The sequence below is a fragment of the Mycobacterium heidelbergense genome (assembly GCF_010730745.1).
Taxonomy (GTDB): domain Bacteria; phylum Actinomycetota; class Actinomycetes; order Mycobacteriales; family Mycobacteriaceae; genus Mycobacterium; species Mycobacterium heidelbergense.
In genome coordinates, this window is record NZ_AP022615.1 from 1,558,876 (window position 1) to 1,582,147 (window position 23,272).

A 23,272-nucleotide genomic window follows, 5' to 3' on the forward strand; every position below is an offset into this window, starting at 1 on the left:
CTAACTAATCCGCGTCGATTCCCATTCCCCTCAAACGGTGCCGCATGACCCAGCAAGCTCCCACCCTGACCAGGACCCGAACCCGCTGGTCTTCGGCGTCCACCGACGACCAATTCGTCGTGGAGAATCCCGCCACGGGCCAGGCCGTCACCGTCGTGCAGGGGGCCGGGCCGGACGAGGTGGACCAGGCCGTGCGCAAGGCCCACGCCGCGCACCTGAACTGGAAGCGGCTGCCGGCCCGGGAGCGCGGGCGCTACCTGCACCAGATCGCCGAGGTGATCCGCGCCCACGCCGACGAGATCGCCGCGCTCGAGACGCTGGAAATGGGCAAGCCGATCGCCCAGGCCCGCAATTTCGACGTGGAAGCGGCGATCGGCATCTTCGAGTACTTCGCCGGCGTGGTGGAGGTGCTGCCCAGCCAGGCGCGCGACTACGGCCCCGTCTTCGATGTGACCACGCTGGAGCCGTACGGCGTGATCGCCGGCATCGTGCCGTTCAACTGGCCGCCCATCCACACCGCCGGAAAGGTCGCTCCGGCACTGGCCGTCGGCAACGCCGTCGTCCTCAAACCGCCGGAGCAGACGCCCTCGGTGGTGCTGCGCATGGTCGAACTGATCCAGTCGGTCCTGCCGGACCCCGTGGTGCAGGCGGTGCCGGGCAGGGGCAACGTGGGCGCAGCGCTGGCCGGGCATCGGTTGGTCGGCAAGGTTTCCTTCACGGGATCGCCGAGGACGGGCGCGGCGGTGCTCCGGACGGCGGCCGGCAACCTCACCCCGGCGCTGATGGAGCTGGGCGGCAAGAACCCGTTGCTGGTCTTCGGCGACGCCGACCTGCGCGAGGCGCTGCTGGCCGCGGTCGACGGCGGCTTTTTCAACCAGGGTGAAGCCTGTACCGCGTCATCGCGAATCCTGGTGCAGGACAACATCTTTGCCGAGTTCGAGGCGAAGCTGTGCGCCGCGGTGAGCCGGCTTCGGGTGGGCGACGGCGCCGACCCGACCACCGACGTCGGGCCGTTGGTCACCCGCCAACAGCAGAAGCAGGTCCTGGACTACCTCGAGATCGGCGTGGCCGAAGGCGCCCGCATCGCCGCTCAGGCGCCGCTGCCCGACGATCCGCGATTGGCCGACGGCTTCTACGTCGCGCCGACCGTCCTGACCGGCGTGACGCCCGGCATGCGGGTGGCCCGCGAGGAGATCTTCGGTCCGGTGGTGACCCTCATTCCGTTCAGCGACGAGGACGAGGCGGTGCGGATCGCCAACGGCACGCCGTTCGGGCTGGTCGCGGCGGTGTTCAGCCGGGACGGCGATCGCGCGCTGCGGGTGAGCCGGCGGATCCGGGCCGGCGCCGTCTTCGTCAACAACTATCAGCGGATTTCGATCGGCACCGGATTCGGCGGGGTCGGCCACAGCGGGTTCGGCCGCGAGCACGCCCAGGAGACGCTCGCGGAGTACGGGTACACCAAGACGATCCGGCTGGCCGCCAACCGCGACGAGCTGTCCTACTGGAGCGCCGCCGCCAGAGTGCTGGCGGATTAACACGACATGCGGACCATCGCACTCGAAGAGCATTACGCCACAACGAAATTCCTGAGCGGGCCGGGCGCCTGGCTGGCGTCGCGGCCCGGGATAATCGAGCCGATCAGCGATCTCGGTGGGGGCCGCATCGCGGCGATGGACGAGGCGGGCGTCGACCTGGCGGTGCTGTCGCTCGCTGCGCCGGGAGTCGAACAACTCGACGGGCCGGAAGCGGTTCGGTTGGCCCGCAATTGCAATGACGAGCTCGCGGCGGCGGTCGGGCGGCACCCAGATCGGCTGGCGGGGTTTGCCGCCGTGCCCATCAGCGCGCCGGAGGCGGCGGCCGAGGAACTCGAGCGCGCGGTGCGCCAACTCGGCTTTCCCGGCGCGGTCATCAACGGGCACAGCAAGGGCCGCTACCTGGACGACCGATACTTCGAACCCGTTCTCGAGCGCGCGGCCGCGCTGAAGGTCCCGATCTACCTGCACCCGACCATCCCGCCGGCGGGCGTCATCGAGTCCAGCTACGCGGGGTTCGCCGCCGATGTCACCTTCGTGTTGGCCACGGTGGGCTGGGGCTGGCACATCAACACAGCGACGCATGTGCTGCGTCTGATACTCGGCGGCGTGTTCGACCGATACCCGGAGTTGCAGTTCATCATCGGGCACATGGGGGAGGCGACGTCGTTCATGCTGCCGCGGTTCGACGCCACCCTAACGCCCGAGCTGACCGGGCTCCGGCACCCCGTCAGCACGTATTTAAGGCAGAACCTGCACTACACCTTCGCCAACTTCAACGACGAAGCGACCTACGCGAACCTGGTCGCGCAGGTCGGCGTTGGCCGCGTGTGCTTTTCGGCCGACTACCCGTTCGGGTCGATGCGAGCGGCACGGTCGTTCCTCGACCGGCTGCCGCTGAGCCCCGACGACCGGGCGCTCATCAGCCACCGCAACGCGGAGCGGCTGTTGGGGCTGTGACTCCGGTTTGCCATTAGCGGGCGCCCGGCTCCTCCATGGGATAGCCTGAGCTTTCCCCCGGGCCACCACGGCAGGAGCTCGATGCCACCGCTAGACAGCGCCGCCGCGCGGCTCGCGCGCGAAGACGCGGGCTATCACAAGGGTCTCAAAAACCGCCAGCTGCAGATGATCGCCCTCGGCGGCGCCATTGGAACCGGCCTTTTCCTCGGTGCCGGAGGACGTCTCGCCTCGGCAGGGCCCGCGCTGTTCGTGGTCTTCGGGGTCTGCGGCATCTTCGTCTTCTTGATCCTGCGCGCGCTGGGCGAGCTGGTGCTGCACCGCCCGTCGTCGGGATCATTTGTGTCCTACTCCCGCGAATTCTTCGGGGAGAAACTGGCTTTCGTCGCGGGCTGGATGTACGTCCTGAACTGGGCGATGACGGGGATTGTGGACACCACCGCGATCGCGCACTACTGCCACTACTGGAAGGCGTTCCACGTCATCCCCCAGTGGACCCTCGCATTGATCGCGCTGGTGGTGGTGTTGTCGATGAACCTGATCTCGGTCAAGGCATTCGGTGAGCTGGAGTTCTGGGCCTCGTTGGTCAAGGTGCTGGCGCTGGTGACGTTCCTGGTCGTCGGCACGGTCTTCCTCGTCGGGCGCTTCAAGGTCGACGGTCAAAGCACCGGCACGGGGCTGTGGAACAGCCATGGCGGGCTGTTGCCTGCCGGCCTGCTGCCCGTGGTGCTCGTCACCTCAGGGGTGATATTCGCTTACGCCGCAATCGAATTGGTCGGCATCGCGGCCGGCGAGACGGCAAACCCGGAGAAGATCATGCCGCGCGCGATCAACTCGGTGGTGTTCCGCATCGCGGTCTTCTACATCGGGTCCACCGTCCTGCTGGCCCTGCTGCTGCCCTACACCGCCTACAGGGACCACGTCAGCCCGTTCGTTACGTTCTTCTCCAAGGTCGGTTTCAGCGGCGCGGGAAGCGTGATGAACCTGGTGGTTCTCACCGCCGCGCTGTCGAGTCTGAACGCGGGACTGTACTCCACCGGCCGCATCCTGCGGTCGATGGCGATCAACGGCAGCGGCCCGAAGTTCACCGCGCTGATGTCGAAAAACGGTGTGCCGTATGGTGGGATCCTGCTCACGAGCGCGGTGGGTTTGTTGGGCATCGTGCTCAACGCCGTCAAGCCGAGCCAAGCGTTCGAAATCGTGCTCCACATCGCCGCGGTGGGCATTGTGTTCGCGTGGGGGACGATCGTGGCGAGCCAGCTGCAGCTCTACCGGCTGGCAAAGGCCGGGACCCTGCAGCGCCCGAGCTTCCGGATGCCGCTGGCCCCGTATAGCGGCTATCTCACGCTGGCTTTCCTGGTCTGCGTGGTGATCCTGATGTTGTTCGACAAGATGCAGGGGCCTTGGCTGCTGGGCGCGATGATCGTCGGCGTCCCGGGGCTCTTCGGCGGTTGGTTCCTGGTCCGTCACAGGGTGAGGGCCGCCGCCGAAGACACCGCCGTGCCGGCCTCACCGCCCACCGACCCGTCCGTGGCGGCCTGAGGTCCGTTGGTATCGCCGCGCCGGTTGCCGGGGCATCGGGTCAGTCGCGCAGGCCTTGGGCGTCTCCGGATTGGGGCGAAATGGGCTGGTGTGCCGCCTCATTCGGACAGTGCGAACCGCAGCAGCGTCGCCGCCGTGGGTTGGTTGGGTAGTCACATGTGTCACTCGCGTCTCGGCTTCGGAGGCACCTACTTCTTTGCCCGCCTCCGAGCGACACGCGTGGTTGGCTGTCGCTCGGAGGCGGGCACATCGTCGTATGCCGACCGGCGAGTGACCGATGTGACAAACGGGATTGAGGCGCAATCTTTGGCCCGCCGCGCCCCGGCCGGGGCGGCCTTCACCCGCAGCGTGGCCAGGCCACCTCAAGTCCTGATCCCGACGCCCTCGCCACGAGCGGCAGCCGGCGCGAACACTAAATCGAGCCAGCCTGGGCATCGAGTCAGTCACGCGGCGGTAAACCTGCGTCATCGGCTCTGCATCGATAATTGTCTGACTGCAGTAACTTTCGCCGCCTGGTGCGTACTCTAAGCCCTGATATCCGAGACTTTCGGGGAGCGGCGGGTGCAGTTATCGCAAAAGGCACGGCGAAGTCTGGCCGGTGGCTCGCTGCTGCTCTCGGCCGTGTTGGCCGGTCTTGTGTTGGTCTCGGGCTGCAGCTCCGTCATCGAGGGCAAACCGGTCGCCACGCCGGGGACGGGGCCGACCGAGCCGGCTTTTCCCACCCCACGACCGAGCGCTAAGCCGCCCACCGGCACCAGCCCGGTCCCACTGCCGGGACCTTCCGGACCGGCGAGCCCGACCGCACCGGCCGGCGCAATCCCACTCCCGCCGGATCACAACGGCTATGTCTTCATCGAGACTAAGTCCGGCCTGACGCGCTGCCAGATCAACAAGGAAACCGTCGGGTGCGAGGCCCCGTTCACCAACTCACCCATGCAGGACGGTGAACACGCCAACGGCGTCAGCATCAGCTCCGGCGGCTCGGTGCAGTGGGTGCTGGGCAACCTGGGAGCCATCCCGACCGTCACCATCGACTACAAAACCTACGAGGCGCAGGGCTGGACGATCAACGCCACCGAAGGAGGCACGCGCTTCACCAACGAGCGCACCGGCCACGGCATGTACGTCAGCATCGAGAAGGTCGACACGTTCTGAGCTGGGTGACGTTTGCGGGTTGGGGACCGCAACAACGGAAGCCACTCAGCTCAAACCGCCCGTATCTGTCTGTGGAAGATTCCAATGGGCCCGCTCAATCGGTGCGACCTTCACTCTCTGCGTGCTCTCCGACTCGACGCCCTTGAGGGTGTAGAGATGCGGCTGGTTACGCCAGTCGCGAAGAACATAGATTAGGCCGGCGGTGACCGTCGCCGTTTCAATCACGATGCCGAACAGGCCATCGTGTTCTTTCGCTCGGTGGCCGACCCAGTGCAGACCGGCATCAAAGAGGGCGCGAGGCGTTTCCCTCCGCGTTCAGCGACTTCGTTGGCGAAATCAAGTGCGTCCTTGGCGGCGGCTTTTGAGACCCCTGGATAGTAGAAACGGAGGTCTTTCGGGTTGAGGTCACCACCTCGGAGCGCCGACGCAACGGTGTCGTAGGGAACCCGTGTACCTGCGATGGTCGGCCAGCCCCCAAGGCGGTGCGGGTCAACGGAAATACGTGGACGAGGTGCCTCGAAGTCGGCGACCTTCTGCCCCCTCTTGTTCACAAAGGGACGGAAGATGTCCTCTAGCAAGTAGATGTGGTATTGGCCAGGATTCCGAACGATGTCCATGAAGCCGTTGTCAGTCCACACCGCGATTGTCTTGCCGTCTGTCGCAAATCGATAGGCGGAAGGATGTTCGGTCAGGTCGAACTCTGACAAGTTCTTGAAGGCGCGACAGACCTTCTGCAGGGACGTCTCGGCTCGCAATTTCGCGACGGTTCGCAATGCGACCAGGTCGCGGAATGAGTAGAGGGGCGGCCGGTAGGCCTGAACCTCCGGCACAAGAAGCCCCGTCTTTCGCCAGTGCGAAAGCTGCCAGCGAGTGACCCCGGTCAGTGTGACCGTCAAGTCGAGGGGAAAACTCACTGTTTGCTCCATCGGTGCTGGTCGTCGGACCAGTTTGCCATAACTTGCTGGGTTTACTGGGGCTACTATCTGATGCCGCCATCTTCGCAGCGAGTACCGACACGCCAGATTCAAGCGACGTTTGGCGCTCGGATGCTTCCATGGCGCGTTTTTTCTGCGACCGCCGGAAGCACCCGGCCTGGCGGCGGTAGTCAGCATCGAGAAGGTCAACATATTCTGAGTGCCCGAAAGCGCAAGACTCGGCCGGACGAGCCCAGCCGGGAGCACGGGACGCCACCTCGAACAGGCACACGCACACTCGACCATGTTTAGCGAGCGTGTTGTGGGTTGATGTTATCCGGTTGTTGAGGGTGTTGGTGTTTGCTGGGTTTGGGTGTTGGGGTGTAGGTGTTGGTAGGTTGATATTGCTGTGGCTGGGTGTGTTGCGGTGAGGGCGCGTTGCATGTCGGTGGTGTTGGCGTGGAGGGCGCTGGGGTTGGTGTGGAGGAGGTGTTCGAGGTCGCGGCGGTGGGGTGCGAGTTTGTGGAGTCGGCGTAGTCGTGTGCGTTGGCAGGTGTGGATGACGTCGTGGGCGTAGTGGGCGTTGCCGGCGACATCGAGCAGTGTGCCGTGGCCGTGGGGGATGGATCGCAGTCGTGTTGTTTCGGTGCGCAGCAGATCCCACGCCGCGTCCTGGACAAGAAGTTGCTCCCTGCTGGCTAGGTGGCGCCCAATGGCGACGATGTCGTTGGGGGTGTAGCTGGTGAACGTCGCGGTGAACGGGAACTGCACGGCGAGTCCGGCATGGATTGTCAGGAAGTCCTGCATCGGGCGGGCGTGACCGGCCAGGATGACGACGAGCTCGTCGCGGTAGGCCGCCATGCACGTCAATAGCGTGTAGATGGCCTCCACACCCCCACAGTGGTCTTCGGTGTCGGGGGCCAGCCGGTAAGCTTGGTCGAGGAACAGCACCCCACCGCGCGCCCGGCCGCACACGTTCTTCATTCTGGCCGCGCTGTGCGAGGGGCTGCCGGCGGCGATGTCGTGGGCGCTGACCTTGGTGAGGTCCGGGCGCGTGATCGTGCCTAACCCGAACAGCACTTCAGCGACCACCCGGGCGAACGTCGTTTTCGCCGTGCCCGGCGCACCCAGGAACACCATGTGGTGTTCAGAACACGAGGCCACGACACCACCGTGGTGTGGGGCATCGTGCTGGCCGAGCCACACCGCGAAACGGTCTTTAGCGCTTTGCAAACCGATCAATTCGCCGATACGCGCTTGCGCCCACTCGAGCACCTCGCGGCGCTCGGCGGCCAGCGCGGTACCCGCATATGCACCCGGTCGGCACCAGTCTTCTGTGAGTGCCAGGGCCGCCGCCGTACTGTTGACATTGCTCATCGGTACCTCGCTACCGGGTCTCACACACAGCGGGCCTGCCCCCACGACACCCACCCCGGCGCGCGCAACATCTGGGTCTTCACCCGCCAGGTCATCAGGCATATCGGTGGTCGTCGCCGACACCACAGCCCTCGCTTGCGCGCAGCACTACCCGGGGGCGGGCCCACCCGCCCAGCACTACCCGGGGGCGGGTCAACCCGCCCAGCACCGGCGTGATTGCCACCGGCGCTGGGCGAGCAGACCCGCACTGCAACTCAGAACAGCGACGTAAGGAGATGAGCCGCCAGCGTCCCCAACTGAGGCGCCAACGTCCCCGCAAGGTTCGTCGCCAACGACGGAGCCATACCACCGATCTCAGCCGCGAGCGACGGAGCAATCCCCGAGAAATCAGCCGCAATCGACGGAGCCAGACCGGAGAGGTTAGCCGCGAGCGACGGAGCAATCCCCACCACACCGGCCGGAGCGGCGAACGCCGCACCCCCCAAGCCGACCTGGCCGCCTAAGAACCCGAGGTAGTACTGGAACACATTAATTAAGCCATCGACCCATTGGTTCGGTGTCGGCCAACCCGTGGTTACCTGACTTGCTAATTGCGAGAACGCATTAGCCAGACTCCCACCCGCCAGAATGTTAGGTGTGGCGATCGTGCCTGTCACCTGATTGTTAACAACAATCTTCGACGCGAGCGTCTGGGGGGCCCAGACCGCCAACGTGTCCAACAGACCACCACCTATCAAGCCGCTCCGGGGAGTAAGAACACCGGAAAGCCCTTGGCTGACGTTACCGTATCCATTGAGGACTGCCCCCGCGAGTAGCCCCGGCATATTGAGCAAATTGCTCACCCCCGCCGGCAGGTCACCAGCGGCGAACGCGTCGTAAACATTCTGAATACCGTGGCCAAGTGCGGAGGCGAGGCTGTTGTTCACACCTTCGACAAAAAAGGCACCCAGCATTGACACGATCGATTGACTGAGAAGGCCAGGTTCGTTAAAAGCCACGTTTCCCAGAGCCGCGAAGTTGGTCGACATGTAGGCGAGGATCGTCGGGATCGTTTCCATCGGCTGGAATATTATTTGAACCGGCCCTCCCCAGAACGCGAATTCCAGGTTGCTGACGGCATCGACGAAATCACGTGCCTGAAGCTCAGTGACCGCCCTTGTAAGAATAGAGGCAAGGCCGGTCGTAATCGGCGACGGCACATTAGTCAAGTACCCGAACGCGCCGAGATCGGCACTCTTGTACGCCGTGACGTAGATGCTCGCGTAGGTGACCCAGTTCGCGGCCAGCTGCTGGGCGAGTGGGAGCGGGATCGCGCCCCCGGTGCTCATGTTGCTCCCAATTGCTTGCAGGTTGGCGCCCGCTTGTTGGAAGACGTTGATCCAGGTTTGGATGGGGTTCACCACCCCGGGGTCGCCCGTGTCGGCGCTCAGCAGCTCGACCGCGCGCTGCTGAGCGGCGGCAACGCTGTGCTGCAGGGCGAAGGCTGCGTCGTTGGAGACTGCCGGGGTGAGGGCGATCAGGCTGGCGCCGACTGCCGCGGCGCCCGCGGTGACGAGAGGTCGGAGGGCTGTTCGCTGGTGCATGCGCTTAGTTCCTTTGCTGTCTGTGGTCTAGGTGTTTCGTGGGCGTACATGAAGCCATCACGCCCAAGGGGGTGTTAGCCGCTGGTTCCGGGTATGCCGGCCGCACCGATCTGGCCGAGGAATCCGGCGGGGCCGCCGTAGCCGCCCCTGCCGCCCTTGTAGCCGTAGCCGGGGGTGGCGTTGCCGCCGTTGCCGCCATTACCGCCGTTGCCGGCCAGTAGCCCGCTGAAACCGCCGGCACCACCGTTGTTACCAATGTTGTAATCTCCGGAACCGTAGATGTTGTTGGCGGCAGAACCACCCCGGCCGCCGTTGCCGACCAGCCAGGCGCTGTTACCGCCGGCACCACCGCGGCCGCCGTAACCACCGTTGGGGTTGCTAGCGCCGCCGGCGCCGCCGGCACCACCGTTCCCGAACAAGATGCCGGCATTACCCCCGGCACCACCTTGGCCGGCGCCAAAGCGAGCGGTGACACCTCCGGCGCCTCCGGCGCCGCCGTTACCCATCAGCAACCCCCCGGCACCGCCGACCCCGCCGTTACCGCCAGCACCGCTGGCAGGGCTGAAGCCGGCACCACCGGCACCGCCGTTGCCGATCAAGCCGGCGGCACCGCCGACAAGACCATTGGGACTCGCGGCGGTCCCGGCCGCACCGGCCCCGCCGTTACCGAACAGGAACCCGCCATCGTGGAGGGTGCCGTTAGCCCCTATACCGCCAATCAATGACGTGTTAGGGCCGTTGAAGTTATTGACGCCGTTGCCGATCAGGTCGCGTCCGAACAGGGCGACGAACGGGCCGTTGATCACCCCGTCGACTTGCTGGCCGGTGGGGCTGGCGATCCAGGTTTGCCCGGCGGTATAGACCATGGTGTAGACGTTGCTGAACGCCCCGTACACCAGGTTGTTCAGCGCGGCCTTAGGCGAGTTCGCCGCAGCGACCGCCGCGTCTAGCCCGCCACCACTAAAGGCCGCCGCCGCGCTGGCATGCAGGCCTTCCAGGGCCGCGTTCAGGCCGCCGGTGTTAAAAGCGGCAGCGCTGGCGTTAAGGCTGTTGGTGATGCTGGCCAGGGCAGCCGAATGCACACCCTGGAAAGCCGCCGCACCCGCATTGAGGCTATTCGTGAGGCCCTGGAGGGCGCCCGTTTGAAGGCCCGCGAGCGCTCCCGCGCCGATACCGTTGATCGCGGTGGTACCCGCGGCGGCAGCCGTGCTGGCAGCGCCCATGATGGGTTGGATGATCGGGTTGATGATCAGGTCCAGCACCCCCGCCTGCGCGGGCGGTGCCGCAACCACCGGGGCCATGGTGGCGGTCAGCAACGCACCCGCGGCCGTACCCAGGCCGACGACACGGCCACGGCTCGCCGCCTTCGCGTTGCGGCGATCCCGCCGCCTCATGCTGTGCTGTTTACGCTTCATCTGGGCGCCTTCCTGTCATGACCGATAAAACGAGGTGTCCGAGCCCGTACTTGAGAAAAAAGCCAGGTACTGGCCGTTGTTGATCTGGTTCACCCTGTGTTTCTGGCTGGTAACAGAGGTGAACATACCTAAGAATTACGTCGAGAAAATCGCGTAATACACTGGATAATTGGTTGTGGTGAGACGAAATTGGCAGCAAAAGAATCCGCTCAAAATAGCCCCGAAAATTATTGGCCTTTCGAAAATGCTTGGCGGCGCTGTCGCACCCGGCGACTGGGGGGCATCGTCGAGTATGGATCCGAGAGCAAGTGTGGCCGTGTTGTCGGTCATCCGCCGAGGCTCGTGGTGTGGGAAGGGAACGTCGCTATCGGGGTGGGGCTGTGATCGGGAGGGTCTGGTAGGCGGGTGCGGCCGGGTCGGCGGACCAGTGGGGTGTGGCGATTTTGTCGGTGTGGATGAAGGCGTTTCTCGGCGATCATCTGCTGGGATTCGGCGATCGTCGTTGAGGGCAGCGTAATTAGGGTCCTTGCCCTGGTGCCTAGGTGAGTGGGCGGCCCGCTTCCCGGCGTCCCTACTGGCCGACGTGGGTAGTGGGTGTCTTGTCTTTGTGTGGGCCGGCGCAGCATGTTTGACGCGGGAATGTCTACCTGGACGGTGACACGGGTCGCATCGGGCAGAGGATCGCCACGATCGGGGTGAACCTGAGAAAAAGTGAGATTACTCCTGGTGGCATCGGGTTAGGACGATGTGTCGGATGCATGCTGGCGAAGCCAGTCACAGCAAATTCAGTTATGCGCTGTATATCTTGCCAAACGACCCTATGGCAATGTGTGTAGCTATCGTGAGTGGGGGGTGGGTACGGGTCGGGCTTGTTACCAGTGGGTACTTTCAAACTGAACTATCGCAGTGCCGGAGAGCTGTTGCTGATATACGCAGCAGTAGTATGTTTACCGGTGCTTTCGCAACTTTTCGGAGATTGCTGTTCTGCGTGTTTTCGAAGTGATCGGCAAATGTCTATCGAAAACCCTGTGGGCTCAGGTTCTTCTTAGGTATGTCCAGTTCGCCGGCCGGTAAGGACCGGCACACTCTCCTGACCGCTGTGACGGCATAGCAGACAGGGCGAGGACCTCAGTCCGTCCGCACTGGTCACTAGCGATGCCGGCGGACGGTTGAAGTCCTCCGTGGCTGCGGGCAGTCGTTGGTTTAGGTGCTCACGGCTGGGTGTGTTGCGGTGAGGGCGCGTTGCATGTCGGTGGTGTTGGCGTGGAGGACACTGGGGTTGGTGTGGAGGAGGTGTTCGAGGTCGCGGCGGTGGGGTGCGAGTTTGTGGAGTCGGCGTAGTCGTGCGCGCTGGCAGGTGTGGATGACGTCGTGGGTGTAGTGGGCGTTGCCGGCGGCGTCGAGCAGTGTGCCGTGGCCGTGGGGGATCGATCGCAACCGGGTTGCTTCGGTGCGCAGTAGTTCCCATGCGGTGTCTTCGATGGTCAGGTTTTCTTTGCCGGCGAGGCGGTGCCCGAGAGCCACGATGTCGTTGGGGGTGGGGCTGGTGAAAGCCACGGTGTGGGGGAAGCGGCCGGCCAGCCCGGCATGGGTGGTGAGGAAGTTCTGCATGGGGGTGGGGTGGCCGGCGAGGATGACGACCAGTTCGCCGGGGTAGTCCGCGACGTGGGTTTGCAGGGCGGCGATCACCTCCCCACCCCAGGAGAGGCTTTCAGTGTGGGGGGCCAACTGGTGGGCCTCGTCGAGGAACAACACCCCACCACGCGCGTCGTCGCACACGGTTTTCATCCTGGCCGCGCTGTGTGAAGGATCGCCCGCCACGATGTCGTGGGCGGTGATCTCGGTGACCTCCGGGCGGGTGATTACACCGAACCCGAACAACACTTCGGCGATCACTCGGGCGAACGTTTTCTTCGCTGTGCCCGGCGCGCCGAGGAACACCATGTGATTTTCCCTACAAGACGTCACCACGCCACCATGCTCAACACCATGATGATGGTGGTTGTTTTGTAGGGTGGTGCGCCACATTGTGAAGTGTTCTTTAGCCTCGGCTAAACCGGTCAGTTCGTCGATACGTGCTTGGGCCCACTCCAGGACTTCCTGACACTCGCGAGCCAGTGCGGCATCCGCGTGCGCGTCGCGACTGATGCTGGTGGTGACGATCCGGTGTCTCGGCTTCTCGAGAACCGGGGGTGTTCGTGGGATGAGCCAAATACCGGTAGCACCCAACACCTCATCGGTATCGGTGGTGTCTTCGTCATCCCACTCTCGCCAACCCACAGACATCTATGACCACCCACCCACATTCCAGGCCACGCCACGCGCGGTCACACCCACTGGCAGTACGGGATTAGCGCCACACCACCACACGGGCGCCACCAACCGGATCATCGAGATACCTCCCACACCCCGGTGGTATGCCGGCGACCGCTGATCGGGTCGCCGGCATAACCACCACAGCAACAACAACAGGAAGGGCTTACAGCGCCGACAAGATGTGCAACGCCACCCTGGACAGATCCACCGACAGTGTTGTCGCCAACGACCCCGCCAGATTCGCCCCCAACGACCCCGCGACTTCTGCGGCCAACGACGGACCCAACGACGCCGCAATATTGGTCACCGCCGCCGGATCAAACCCCTTCACCACACCAACCGACAAACCAGGCAACCCACTAGCTGCCGGGGCCAGGGCAGCGAAGTTGCCCACATTAACAGCGGCCGCCGCCGCACCCGGATTGGCGAAAAGATATTGCAACAAATTCACCGCATTATCGACGACAGTCTGCGGAGTGGGAAAGCCCGTCGCCACCAGGTTCGCCAACTGCCCCAACGCATACGACAGACTGCCACCGGTCATGATGTTCTGCGCGTTGGGAGCAACGATCTTCTGCGCAAGCCCCTGGGCGGTGATTATTCCAATTGCATGGACAAGGCCACCTTGTCCATCACTAAGCAGGCCACTATTGTAGGTACCGTTTACCGCCGGACTTCCGTTGAGGAACGCGTTTGTCAATGCGCCAGGAATATCCACCGCATTCACCAATCCCCCCACCGGATCCCCGGCCGCGAACGAATTGTAAACATTTTGCAGGCTTGTGCCGAGCGTCTGCTGAAGTAAACTAGGGAGTGTAATGGTTGCTACTAGACCGACATTCGCCAGAGCGGTGGTGGTCAGGTAATTACTCGTGTTCGCGAGATTCTGCGTGATCGGGTTAAGGATCTGCGGAATCGTTTCGAGCGGTTGAAGAATTAATATCAACGGGCCTAGGTACACGGCGTTGAACACATTGCTGACCGCGGTCGAGATATTGCCCGTCGAAGCCGCGGCCACTGCGGTTTGTAGTATCGGCACAAAATCGTTTGCATTGGTCCCAAGGTAGTAATTGACAGCGTTGGTTGTGGCCGTTGTGTATGGCGTCACATACTGGATTCCGTATTGCAAGAAGTTGGCGGCCATCTGCTGCGGCACCGGGAACGGATGCTGTGCATATTGCGTGGCGAGTGACTGGAGGTTGATGCCCGCCGCCTCGAACGTGTTGATCCAGGTCTGGACCGGGTTGGCGACGTAATCGGTCAACTCCACCGCACGCTGCTGGATAGCGGCAGCACTGAGCTGCAGGTCGGATACGATATCGTTGGAGATCGCCGGCGTGAGGGCGATCACGCTGGCACCTATCGCCGCGGCACCCGCGGTGACGAGAGGCCGAAGGGCTGCTAGCTGTTGCATGAGCTGAGTTCCTTTACTGGTCTATGAACCGGATGTCTGAAAACGAGGTCTGCGGAATTAGCTGGTGGGCGTGATGCCGTTCGCGCCCTTCGCGCCGAGGATCCCCGCGAGACCACCAACACCACCGGCAGCGCCGATACCGTAGTAACTGCCGAAACCGCCGTTGCCGCCAACACCGCCGTTACCGGCCAGCAGCCCGCTGAAACCGCCGTTGCCGCCGCTACCCCCGTATAATGGACCGGCGGGACCAGCACCACCGGCACCGCCGTTCCCGACCAGCCAGGCGGCTTTACCGCCGGCACCACCGTTGCCGACACCGACATAGGGACCGACTCCGGCGCCTACGCCGCCGCCGGCACCTCCGGCACCTCCATTGCCGAACAGCAAACCACCAGAACCACCAGCACCACCGAAGCCGCCCGTCAAGTAGTTACCAGCGGTGAGAGCACCACCGGCACCACCGACGCCGCCGTTGCCCATCAGCAAGCCACCGGCACCACCGGCACCACCGACACCACCATCGCCGCTAGTAGCGTTGAATCCGGCGCCGCCGACGCCGCCGTTACCGAACAGCCCGGCGGCACCACCGGCCAGGCCGGCGGGATTAGTGGCGGTTCCGGCCGCGCCGGCCCCGCCGTTGCCGAACAGGAATCCGCCGCTTTGCAGGGTGCCGAAGAGTCCGGTTTGGCCGAGCAGCGTGGTGTTGGGGCCGGTGAAGCCGTTGACGCCGTTGCCGATCAGGTCGCGCCCGAACAGGTAGAGGAATGGTGCGTTGAGTATCCCGTCGACTTGCTGACCGGTGGGGCTGGCAATCCACGACTGGCCGGCGGTGTAGATCGTGTTGTAGACGTTGCTGAAACCGCCGTACACGAGGTTGTTCAGCTGCACATTCCCGGCAGAATTAGCCGCAGCCGCGCTAAGCCCCCCACCACTAAAGGCAGCGGCAGCACTGGCATGCAGACCCTCGAGGGCGGTGCTTAGTCCGCCGGTGTTGAAGGCGGCAGCGCTGGCGTTGAGGCTGTTGGTGATGCTGGCTAGGGCGGCCGAATGCACCCCCTGGAAGGCCGCCGCGCTCGCATTAAGGCTATTCGTGATGCCTTGGAGGGCGCCGGTGTGCAGGCCCGCGAGTGCGCCCGCGCCGATACCGTTGATCGCGGTGGTGCCCGCGGCGGCGGCGGCGGTGCTGGTGGCGCCGAGGAGGGGTTGGAGGATGGGGTTGATGATCATGTCGAGCACCCCGGCCTGCGCGGACGGTGCGGCGATGACCGGGGTCATGGTGGCGGTCAGGAATGCGCCGGCCGCCGTGCCTAGGCCGACGACACGGCCACGGTTCGCCTTCGCGTTGCGGCGATTTCGCCTCATGCTGTGCTGTTTACGCTTCATCTGGGCGCCTTCCTGTCATGACCGATAAAACGAGGTGTCCGGGCCGTACTTAAGAAAAGACTGGGTACTGGCCGTTGTTGATCTGGTTCACCGTGTATTTCTGGCTGGCAACAGAGGTGAACATACCTGAGAATTACATCGAGAAAATGGTGCAATAGAATGGGTAATGAGCTGCGGTGATAGGAAATTCGCAGCAAAAGAATCCATTCAAAATAACCCCCAAAATTAGTGTCATCTGAAATGCTTGCGGGTGCTGCTACACCCAAGATTGGGTGGCGTTTCTGCCCGGCTGGCAACTGCGCACGGCGCACGGCTGGCCAAGCGTGGGTCTCACGACCGCTGCTGTCAGGAAGCGTCTTGGTCAACGCCGACGTGATCGTCAAACGTCGCTGGCCCGTCGACGCCCGGCTGCACGTTGATGGAGACCGCACCCCGTTGCGGGTGACGCCATTGTGCTGTATGTGCGCCTATCCCTGAAGAGTTGAGCGGTGCAGCGGGTCAAACACCGGGGCAGGGCGTCTTCGCGCTGCCCGGCGCAGCGCGCCTGATGCGAGGATCGGCGGCGGCGGTCACCGCGGGCTGGGCCTAAGGTGACGGGTGCTGTGGGGGGTGTCTACCTGGACGGCGACACGGGTCGCGTCCATCGGAGGATCGCGAGGGTGGGGGTTATCCCGGCTTTTTCTCAGGTTTGTGCTGAGGGGCGAGGACCATCACGACATGTCGGAGACACGCTTCCGGAGTGCGCCACAGCAAACCAGATAATTCACTATATGCCTTGCCAAACAGTACTATGGCAATGGATGGAGCTATCGTGAGTGGGGAGTGGGTGCGGGTCTCACTTGTTATCGGCAGATACTTTCAAACTGAACTATCCGAGCCTCGAATCAGGGTTGCTGAAGCACGCAATAACACCGTTGATGCCAGGTATTTATCTACTTCACGGAGGTTGCTGCACTGCGTGCTCTCGAAGTGATCGGCAAATGTCTGTCGAAAGTCCCGCCGACTCAGGTTCTTCTCAGGTACGTACAGCTCGTCGGCGCGTAAGAACCGGCCCTCCACCGTGAACCACCCAACCCGGCTCCCTCAAGGTCGAACGATGAGGCAGGCTCGACTCAAGGACCTGGTCAATGCGAATTGGGCTGCTAGGCATGCGTCTAAGCCCGCCCCCGACGCGACCACTCGCGGATTGGCGAACGAGTCCCCGCAATCGGGGGCTGTCCGCAGCACATTCTGAGTCGGCCGGCGGCTAGGTGACATCCCGGGGTGCGACAGCTGCAGCAGTTTGGCGGCAGGCGTCAGTACCATCGGTGCCGTGGCACGCCCACCGGACGACTCCGACGACCCGCCGACCCGGTTCGAGCCCGCCGAATCACCGGACCCTTTCGACGAGGAAACCGAGCCCACCGCCTGGTACCGCAAGCCGGTGGGCCTCATCGCGTGGCTTGTCGCAGTTCTGATCCTGATCGCGCTGATTGTCTACGGCATCATCGAGCTGATCCAGGGAGACCAAGGCACCACCCACGCCCCAAGCACCACCCCGCCGACCACCACCGCCACGACGACGACGCCGCCGCCGAGCACCACAACCACGGTGACGCCGCCCACCAGCAGCGCGGTCGAGCCGCCGGCACAACAGCCAACCCAGCAGCAACCAACCCAGCAGCAACCAACGCATCACCATCACCTGCCACCGCTGCCATCGGTGATCACCGTTCCGGGAGTGCCGACGGCGATTACGCTGCCACCCGGGCTGCCCTGACGAGTTGGTAGCGATCAGATCAACGTTTGACTGCCGATCGGTAGCCGCGCGCGTGGCACCCGAATGCGCATGATCCCCGCCCGATACTCTCAGCGACCATGGCAAGGCGCGCGTCGTCAGACTATGGCGCCAGTGACCTGACCATGTACGGCGATCACGGTTACGGCGGCGACGGCGGTAACTACGACGGCCAAGAGCCTGAACCCGAGGAGCCGATTCCAGGTTGGCGCAAACCGATTGCGCTAGTCGGCTGGGGCATCCTCATCGCGATTCTGATCGGACTGATCATCTGGGGCATCATCCAACTCGTGCGGGGCGCCCCACCGCAGGAACCGGCAACCACCACGATAACGCCGCCGTCGAGTGCCACGTCGGTCGTCCCGAGCCCCGAACACCGGACTCCCGAGGAGACGACGACCACAACCACGCCCCGCACCGATATCGGCATCCCCACAGCGTCCACCGAGGAAACGAGCGCGCCAACAACCACCACCAGCGCCCCAGCACCGGGGGTCTTCCCGCTCCCGCAGCTGCCGTCGGTGATCACGCTGCCCGCACTGCCGGGGCTGCCGACCGCCATCACCTTGCCCCCGGGCCTGTGAACCGGCCGCTCACCTTGACCCGCGGGAATCCACAGTCACTATGGTGAGGACCACCGGCCGATCGCCGGCAATACGACAAACACAGGGGTATGCCAGATGAGCGAGTCGCTCGGGTTGTCGATCGGGGTGGCCAACCTGGTCGCAGCCCGCGCGACCGGCGCCCCGGTGGCCCGCAGCTCCGTATTGACGTTATTCGAGCACCGGCCGACTGAAGTCGGCCTGCCGGAAGAAAATCGCAATCTCACCGAACCCGGCCTGGTGCTGCGCGGATTCGTCGAGCGGGTCGGCGACCGCGCCCCGTTGGTGGCGGCCGACGGGACGAAGTACCTCGGCGAGGTGCTGACGGTCGAAGCGATCGAAGCGATGGCCCGTACGGTCGGCTACGGGACGCCGGTCACCATCGCGGTCCCCGCGTATTGGTCGGAGGCCCAGTCCACCGCGTTGCGCGAGGAGTTCTTCGCCCAGACCGATTTGACGCGAAGCGGCGTGGCTCCGGTGTTGGTCTCCGACGCCACGGCCGCGCTGGCGGCGCTGCGCGCCAAGCCGGGATTCCCGACCGGCGGCGTCGTTGCGCTGTGCGACTTCGGCGCCAGCGGCACCAGCGTCACCCTGTTCAATGCCGCCTCGAACTTCCAGCAGATCGGCCCGTCGGTGCGGTACGCCGATTTCTCCGGCGACGGAATCGATCAGCTCATCCTCAATCACGTGCGGGCCTCTGAAGCCACCAGCACCACGCGAATCGGCGCACAAAACCGCCTGCTCGGCGAATGCCGGCGCGCCAAGGAGCAACTGTCGGCGGCCACGGCGGCCACGGTCGCGGCGGGTTCCGGTGACGACGTTCGGCTGTCCCGCAACCAATTCGAGCAACTGATTTCCGAGCCGCTGGACCGGTTCGTCAGCACCGTGGAAGAGGTGTTGCGGCGCAACGGGATTCCGCGATCCACCCTGGCGTCGGTGGCGACCGTCGGTGGCGGCGCAAGCATTCCGCTCATCACGACGCGCCTGTCGGGCCGCCTGCAGGTGCCGATCCATACCGCACCGCAGCCCGCGTCGAGTGCGGCCGTGGGCGCGGCGGTGCTCGGCCAGCAGCGAGCCTCGGCGGGCGCCTCGACAGCGGCAAGCCCAATGGTCGAGACCCCGACCGAATTGGTCGAAACCGCCCGGGTCACCAGCGGCGACGGTGCCGTGGCGTGGTCGCAAGACGCCGACGACGCAGCCGATCCGGTGCCCTATACCGGCCGCGACGCCACCGGCGAATATACCCGTGAGACAACGGATTTCGATGATGCGGACGGTGACCGCTCCGCCGCGTCCCTACCGTGGTACAAGCGCACGGCGCTGGTCTTGAGCGTGGTCGGCGCGGGTGTGGCCGTGCTGGTGGCGGTGGTGTTGGCGCTGACCCTGGGCCACACCAAAACCAACCCGGTCAATACGACCCCACCGAACTCACCGCCACCGCCAACGTCGCAAACCGTGACCATAACGGGGCCGAACGACACCACCACCGTGACGGTGATCCCGCCTCCACCGCCACCGTCGACCGAGCCACCCGCGAGCACGGCAACGAGCCAGCCCCCCACCACGACGAGCCCACCGACCACCACGAGCGCCGCGCCGACCACGACATCGCCGGCAACCACCACCGCGCCGCCAACGCCCACACGGGAAAGACCGCTGCCGCTCCGCCCGGAGTCCCCGTTCCGGCGTTAGCGCGGCCGAACGTTGGACATGTCGTAACCGCGTGCGGCGAAATCCGCGACCATCGCCTCGGCGCTGCGCACCGCGGCGCGGCAGGCCTGGGTGGTGAACGGGTCGTTGAGGGGGTGCTCGGCGCGGCGTCGCCAACGTTGTGCGGCGGCGAATGCGGCGCGCGGACCCTCCTGCGGATCGCCGGGCTGTAGGCCCAGCCTGCTGGCCGGGTCGGTGCCCGAGCCGCCGATGATGCGGCGCAGCGAGGCGACCTCGTCGTCGTTCAAGGTGGTTGGGCGGCAATGTAATTGGCTGAGGAGTCTCAGCTCTTCGAAGGCATGGGTGTCGGCCAGCAGCGGGTCGATGTCGGCGATGATGTACGGCGTCGCCACGATCGGAAACGCCTCGACAAACCTGCGCAACGACACCAGCGCGGTGTGCGCCTTGAGCATGTCGGAGCGTTGCGCGAATTGCCGGTCGATGACCTGGCGCAGCGCCACCAGCCCGCTGCGCTCCAGCAGTTCGTCGACCAGTCCCGCCGCGTCGGTGACCCCGGCGGCCAGCACGGCGATCGAGATCCGGAGGCCGAACATGCCGAACCGTTCGAGCAGTTGCGCGCGGGTCGCGGCGTCGACGGGCAACGGGCTGTCCGCTCGCACGAAGCGATCCGCGCTCAGCATGGCCCTACTGAGCGTGGCGTTGTCGGCGCCAGCGAGCCGCTGCAGCGCGAGGAATTCGCTCTGACGCAGCGTGCGCGCGGTGAGCGCGAGCAGCCCGGACACCGGCACCACCGCCTGGCAGATGCCCGTCCGATTCATTTCGCGGGTGAACCGCTTGGCCACGTCGGCCGCCGACAGCATCGCGTCGATCCGGCCGGCGCCGATCTCGTCGGCCCGTGACGCCACGCCGATGATACCCAGCGCCCCCGCCGCGCCGCCGACCAGGTGACCGATCTGTTTGAGCAGCGCGATGTCGGCGGCGTTGAGGGTCCGCAACAGGAACACCACCGCGTCGACCCGCGGCACCCCGTCGGGGGGCAACAGCAGCTGCAGGGTGCGTTCGGAGATGTCGCGCGCCAACGACGACGTCCCCGGGGTGTCGATGATGGTGACGTCGACCAGTTCTTCCGCCGGCCATTCGACGTCTAGGTCGGCCACATCCGCCGGGTTGAGCGTCCGGAAGTCGAACGTCAGGCCGGCGCTGCGGTTGATCGGGACGTTCGAATGCCGTCCGCCCCAGTGGTTGGCGGTGACCTTCGGCGTCGGGCCATGCCGGAACCACGTCACGATCCGGGTGGCCTCGGTGGCGTCCGTCGGGGCGATGTCCTCGCCCACCAAAGCGTTGACCAGAGTGGACTTTCCGGCCTTGAGCGTGCCGGCCAGCGCGATGCGGATCGGTTCGCCCAGCCGCGCGCCGATGCGGTCCAATTCATAGAAGACGTCGGGGCGTTGCCGATACGCCGGCTCGCCCCGATAGGCCTGGATGGTTCCGCCGAGAATCGCGCGGACCTGATCGCTCGTGCTCACGAGCGTCCTACGGTTACCGGGGGCGTCAGCTTTTCTAGGTTGTCGATGACCTGGTCCAGGATGTTCAACTGCCGCTCCAGTTCACGAATCCTATTGTCGCGCTCGGTTTCTTCGATGTGCGCCTCGGTGAGGGTGGCCTGCAACGATTCGTTGAGCGATCGGGCGACCTCGTTGCCGATGTCGCGGTAGTGGTCGCGCAGCGCGCGCTGGATCGCCTTGAGCCGGTCGCGCGACTCCTTACCCACCACGAACGACACATCGTCGACGAAGCGCCGGACGTTGGTCTTGGCCTCGGCGCGTGCCCGCATCAGCCGGTTCTCCCTGTCCTCCTTGTAGGCCATGCGGCCCAGCAGCAGCCCGGCTCCCACCGACAGCGGGTTGAACAGACCCAGCCCGGCCACCGACGACAACATGCCGATCATCACCACACCGCCGTAGGAGCCGCGCAGGCCCGTGACCATTTTCTGGCCCTTGCCGGCCGGCTTGGATTCCAGCTGGGCCAGCGACTTGAGCCGGCCGAAGTCGCCACCCATCAGACGACCGGTCAGTTCCGGAGACATGACCGAGTCCAGCCCCGCATCGGCGAATGAACGGGCCACGTCGTCAGCCAACGCTTCGGCCCGCCGGTAGGACCAGACGAAGTTGTCCCCGACGGCGGTGGCGACCGTCTCCTCGACGTCCATGCCGATCTCGGCCCAGTGGCGGGTCGGATCGCACGCATCGATCCGGCGCTCGATCTCCTCGGTGAGGGCGCGGAAGCGGGCCCGCATGTCGTGGTCCACATCGGCGTACAGGTCGGTGAATCCGTCGTTGAGCACCTGCTGCCACAGGGCGGACTGGTTGAGGGCATCCTGGGCCTCGCGCTTGCGCCGCTCCAGATCGTCGGCGAGGCGGTCACGAAAGTCCGGGTCGTCGACCACGGCCAGCTCGGAGCCCACGGACATCACTAAATGCTCTGCAGCCGAACGTATTTCGGATAGGACCTGATCCCGCACCCGGTCCGTCTCGCGGGACAGCACCTTCTCGCTGAGGAACCTGACGATCGACGGAAAGTTCGACTCGTCGTTGAGTTCTTTGTCGTTGAGCGTGACGGCGTGGCTGCGCAGCAGCGACGACACCGGGAGGATCGGGATCGGCACGCCCGCGCGCTGCAAGTGCCCGGCGTTGGTGCTGACGATCTCGCGCCAGTGCGGGTACAGATCGGTTTTGGTGGCCACCAACACGGCGACGGGGCAGATTTGATACGCCTGGCTGATGAACCGCATCTCCGGTTCGGTCAGTTCCTGGCTGGTGTCGCTCACCATCAACAGGGCGTCCGCATCCGGCAGCAGTCCGAGCGTCGCGGACAAGTGCGGCTGCCCGTGGCCGCCGACGCCGGGGGTGTCGATGAACGCCAGCCCGCCCTGCAGCAGCGGGCTGGGCGCGCCGATCTCGACGCGCAGCACCTCGCGGCTGCCGGCTTGCGGCGCTCGACGCAGGTCGGTGTTGATGTCATCGACCGGGATGTCGATGGCCGCGGGTTCGCCATTGGGTCCCGCGGCCACGACCAGCCGGGCCGACGGCGGGTCGCCGTAGCTGACGACGGTGATCACGACGGTGGCCTCGTCGTCGCCGACCCGCGCCACCGGCAAGTTCAACAGCGAGTTGAGCAGTTGGCTCTTGCCCTGTTTGAGCTGCCCGGCGATCACGACCCGGATTTTCGGGTCGAGGATGCGCTCGCGGGCCCGGGTCAGGCGCTGCGCCAGGTCGTTGCGGTCGTTGAGTTCGGCAATGGCGATGGTGTGGTCGATCAGTTCGACGATGACGTTGACCCGCCGCGGGTCATCGAGTTGGGTCACCGCGCTGCCCCACTTTCTCGCTTGGATGCACTGAAATCACGGTATGCGGGAAGCGGCGGGGACCAAACAGTCCCCGCCGTCTCGCCACGCGATCGGGATCGTCAGCCGTGCGGCCCGGCCGGGTGCGCAGCGGGCGCCGGGTGCGGTGCCGGGGCCGGAGCGTGCACCGGGGCCGGCTCATGCGGGGTGCCTTCAAACACCGACGGGCTGTGCGGCGCTGGGGCCGGCGAGTGCTCGACCGGAGCGGGCGCGTGCTGGATGGGCGCCGGC

The 23,272-nt window shown here is 65.1% G+C and carries 14 protein-coding genes and 2 pseudogenes; 7 read left to right on the forward strand and 9 right to left on the reverse strand.

All coding sequences use genetic code 11. The features are described from left to right. Positions 1–44 precede the first annotated feature (44 nt). The 4 genes from G6N25_RS07500 (at position 45) to G6N25_RS07515 (ending at position 5,186) form a co-directional block, all read left to right on the forward strand. On the forward strand, positions 45–1,535 hold the full coding sequence (locus G6N25_RS07500) for an aldehyde dehydrogenase family protein (protein WP_083074145.1): 1,491 nt from the start codon (positions 45–47) through the stop codon (positions 1,533–1,535). A gap of 6 nt (positions 1,536–1,541) precedes the next feature. Beyond that, positions 1,542–2,492 (forward strand): amidohydrolase family protein, encoded by a 951-nt coding sequence (locus G6N25_RS07505; protein WP_083074144.1) that lies wholly within the window; start codon positions 1,542–1,544, stop codon positions 2,490–2,492. A gap of 81 nt (positions 2,493–2,573) precedes the next feature. Next, positions 2,574–4,031, forward strand: coding sequence for an amino acid permease (locus G6N25_RS07510; protein WP_083074143.1), 1,458 nt, complete (start codon positions 2,574–2,576; stop codon positions 4,029–4,031). A 591-nt stretch (positions 4,032–4,622) separates the two neighbouring features. After that, on the forward strand, positions 4,623–5,186 hold the full coding sequence (locus G6N25_RS07515; RefSeq protein WP_142272642.1) for a hypothetical protein: 564 nt from the start codon (positions 4,623–4,625) through the stop codon (positions 5,184–5,186). A 221-nt stretch (positions 5,187–5,407) separates the two neighbouring features. On the opposite strand, the gene G6N25_RS07520 is transcribed toward G6N25_RS07515, so the two are convergent. The 7 genes and pseudogenes from G6N25_RS07520 to G6N25_RS24575 all read right to left on the reverse strand — a co-directional run. Further along, on the reverse strand, positions 5,408–6,100 hold the full coding sequence (locus G6N25_RS07520) for a DUF433 domain-containing protein (protein WP_232065711.1): 693 nt from the start codon (positions 6,098–6,100) through the stop codon (positions 5,408–5,410). 333 nt (positions 6,101–6,433) lie between these two features. Next, positions 6,434–7,477, reverse strand: a complete 1,044-nt coding sequence (locus tag G6N25_RS07525; protein WP_158084877.1) for an AAA family ATPase — start codon at positions 7,475–7,477, stop codon at positions 6,434–6,436. A 254-nt stretch (positions 7,478–7,731) separates the two neighbouring features. Beyond that, a complete protein-coding gene (locus tag G6N25_RS07530; protein ID WP_083074138.1) occupies positions 7,732–9,060 on the reverse strand; it encodes a hypothetical protein in 1,329 nt (442 codons plus the stop codon). Between the two features lie 74 nt (positions 9,061–9,134). Continuing rightward, a pseudogene (locus G6N25_RS24570) lies at positions 9,135–9,767 on the reverse strand (PE family protein); the annotation flags it as partial. Between the two features lie 1,911 nt (positions 9,768–11,678). Further along, entirely contained in the window at positions 11,679–12,761 is a 1,083-nt protein-coding gene (locus tag G6N25_RS07540; protein WP_163672399.1) for an AAA family ATPase, read from the reverse strand. Between the two features lie 193 nt (positions 12,762–12,954). Continuing rightward, positions 12,955–14,205: a hypothetical protein gene (locus G6N25_RS07545; protein ID WP_083077064.1), complete on the reverse strand. Its 1,251-nt coding sequence runs from the start codon at positions 14,203–14,205 to the stop codon at positions 12,955–12,957. Positions 14,206–14,280: 75 nt separating this feature from the next. After that, a pseudogene (locus G6N25_RS24575) lies at positions 14,281–14,946 on the reverse strand (hypothetical protein); the annotation flags it as partial. A gap of 1,954 nt (positions 14,947–16,900) precedes the next feature. Here G6N25_RS24575 and G6N25_RS07555 point away from each other — a divergent pair. The 3 genes from G6N25_RS07555 (at position 16,901) to G6N25_RS07565 (ending at position 19,659) form a co-directional block, all read left to right on the forward strand. Next, positions 16,901–17,347 carry a hypothetical protein gene (locus G6N25_RS07555; protein WP_232065713.1) on the forward strand — a complete coding sequence of 149 codons (447 nt, stop codon included), beginning with the start codon at positions 16,901–16,903 and terminating at the stop codon, positions 17,345–17,347. 98 nt (positions 17,348–17,445) lie between these two features. Then, on the forward strand, positions 17,446–17,949 hold the full coding sequence (locus tag G6N25_RS07560; protein ID WP_083077070.1) for a hypothetical protein: 504 nt from the start codon (positions 17,446–17,448) through the stop codon (positions 17,947–17,949). Between the two features lie 96 nt (positions 17,950–18,045). Continuing rightward, positions 18,046–19,659 (forward strand): Hsp70 family protein, encoded by a 1,614-nt coding sequence (locus G6N25_RS07565; protein WP_083077073.1) that lies wholly within the window; start codon positions 18,046–18,048, stop codon positions 19,657–19,659. Here G6N25_RS07565 and iniC read toward each other — a convergent pair. Together iniC and G6N25_RS07575 are read right to left on the reverse strand one after the other, a co-directional pair. Further along, the gene (iniC, locus tag G6N25_RS07570) at positions 19,656–21,164 is read right to left on the reverse strand and encodes an isoniazid-induced dynamin-like GTPase IniC (protein WP_083077075.1); all 1,509 of its coding nucleotides are present in this window, start codon (positions 21,162–21,164) and stop codon (positions 19,656–19,658) included. The two genes, G6N25_RS07565 and iniC, sit on opposite strands and share 4 nt — an antisense overlap. Beyond that, positions 21,161–23,002 (reverse strand): dynamin-like GTPase family protein, encoded by a 1,842-nt coding sequence (locus G6N25_RS07575; RefSeq protein ID WP_083077078.1) that lies wholly within the window; start codon positions 23,000–23,002, stop codon positions 21,161–21,163. The genes iniC and G6N25_RS07575 overlap by 4 nt, the downstream gene beginning before the upstream one ends. Between the last annotated feature and the right edge of the window lie 270 nt (positions 23,003–23,272).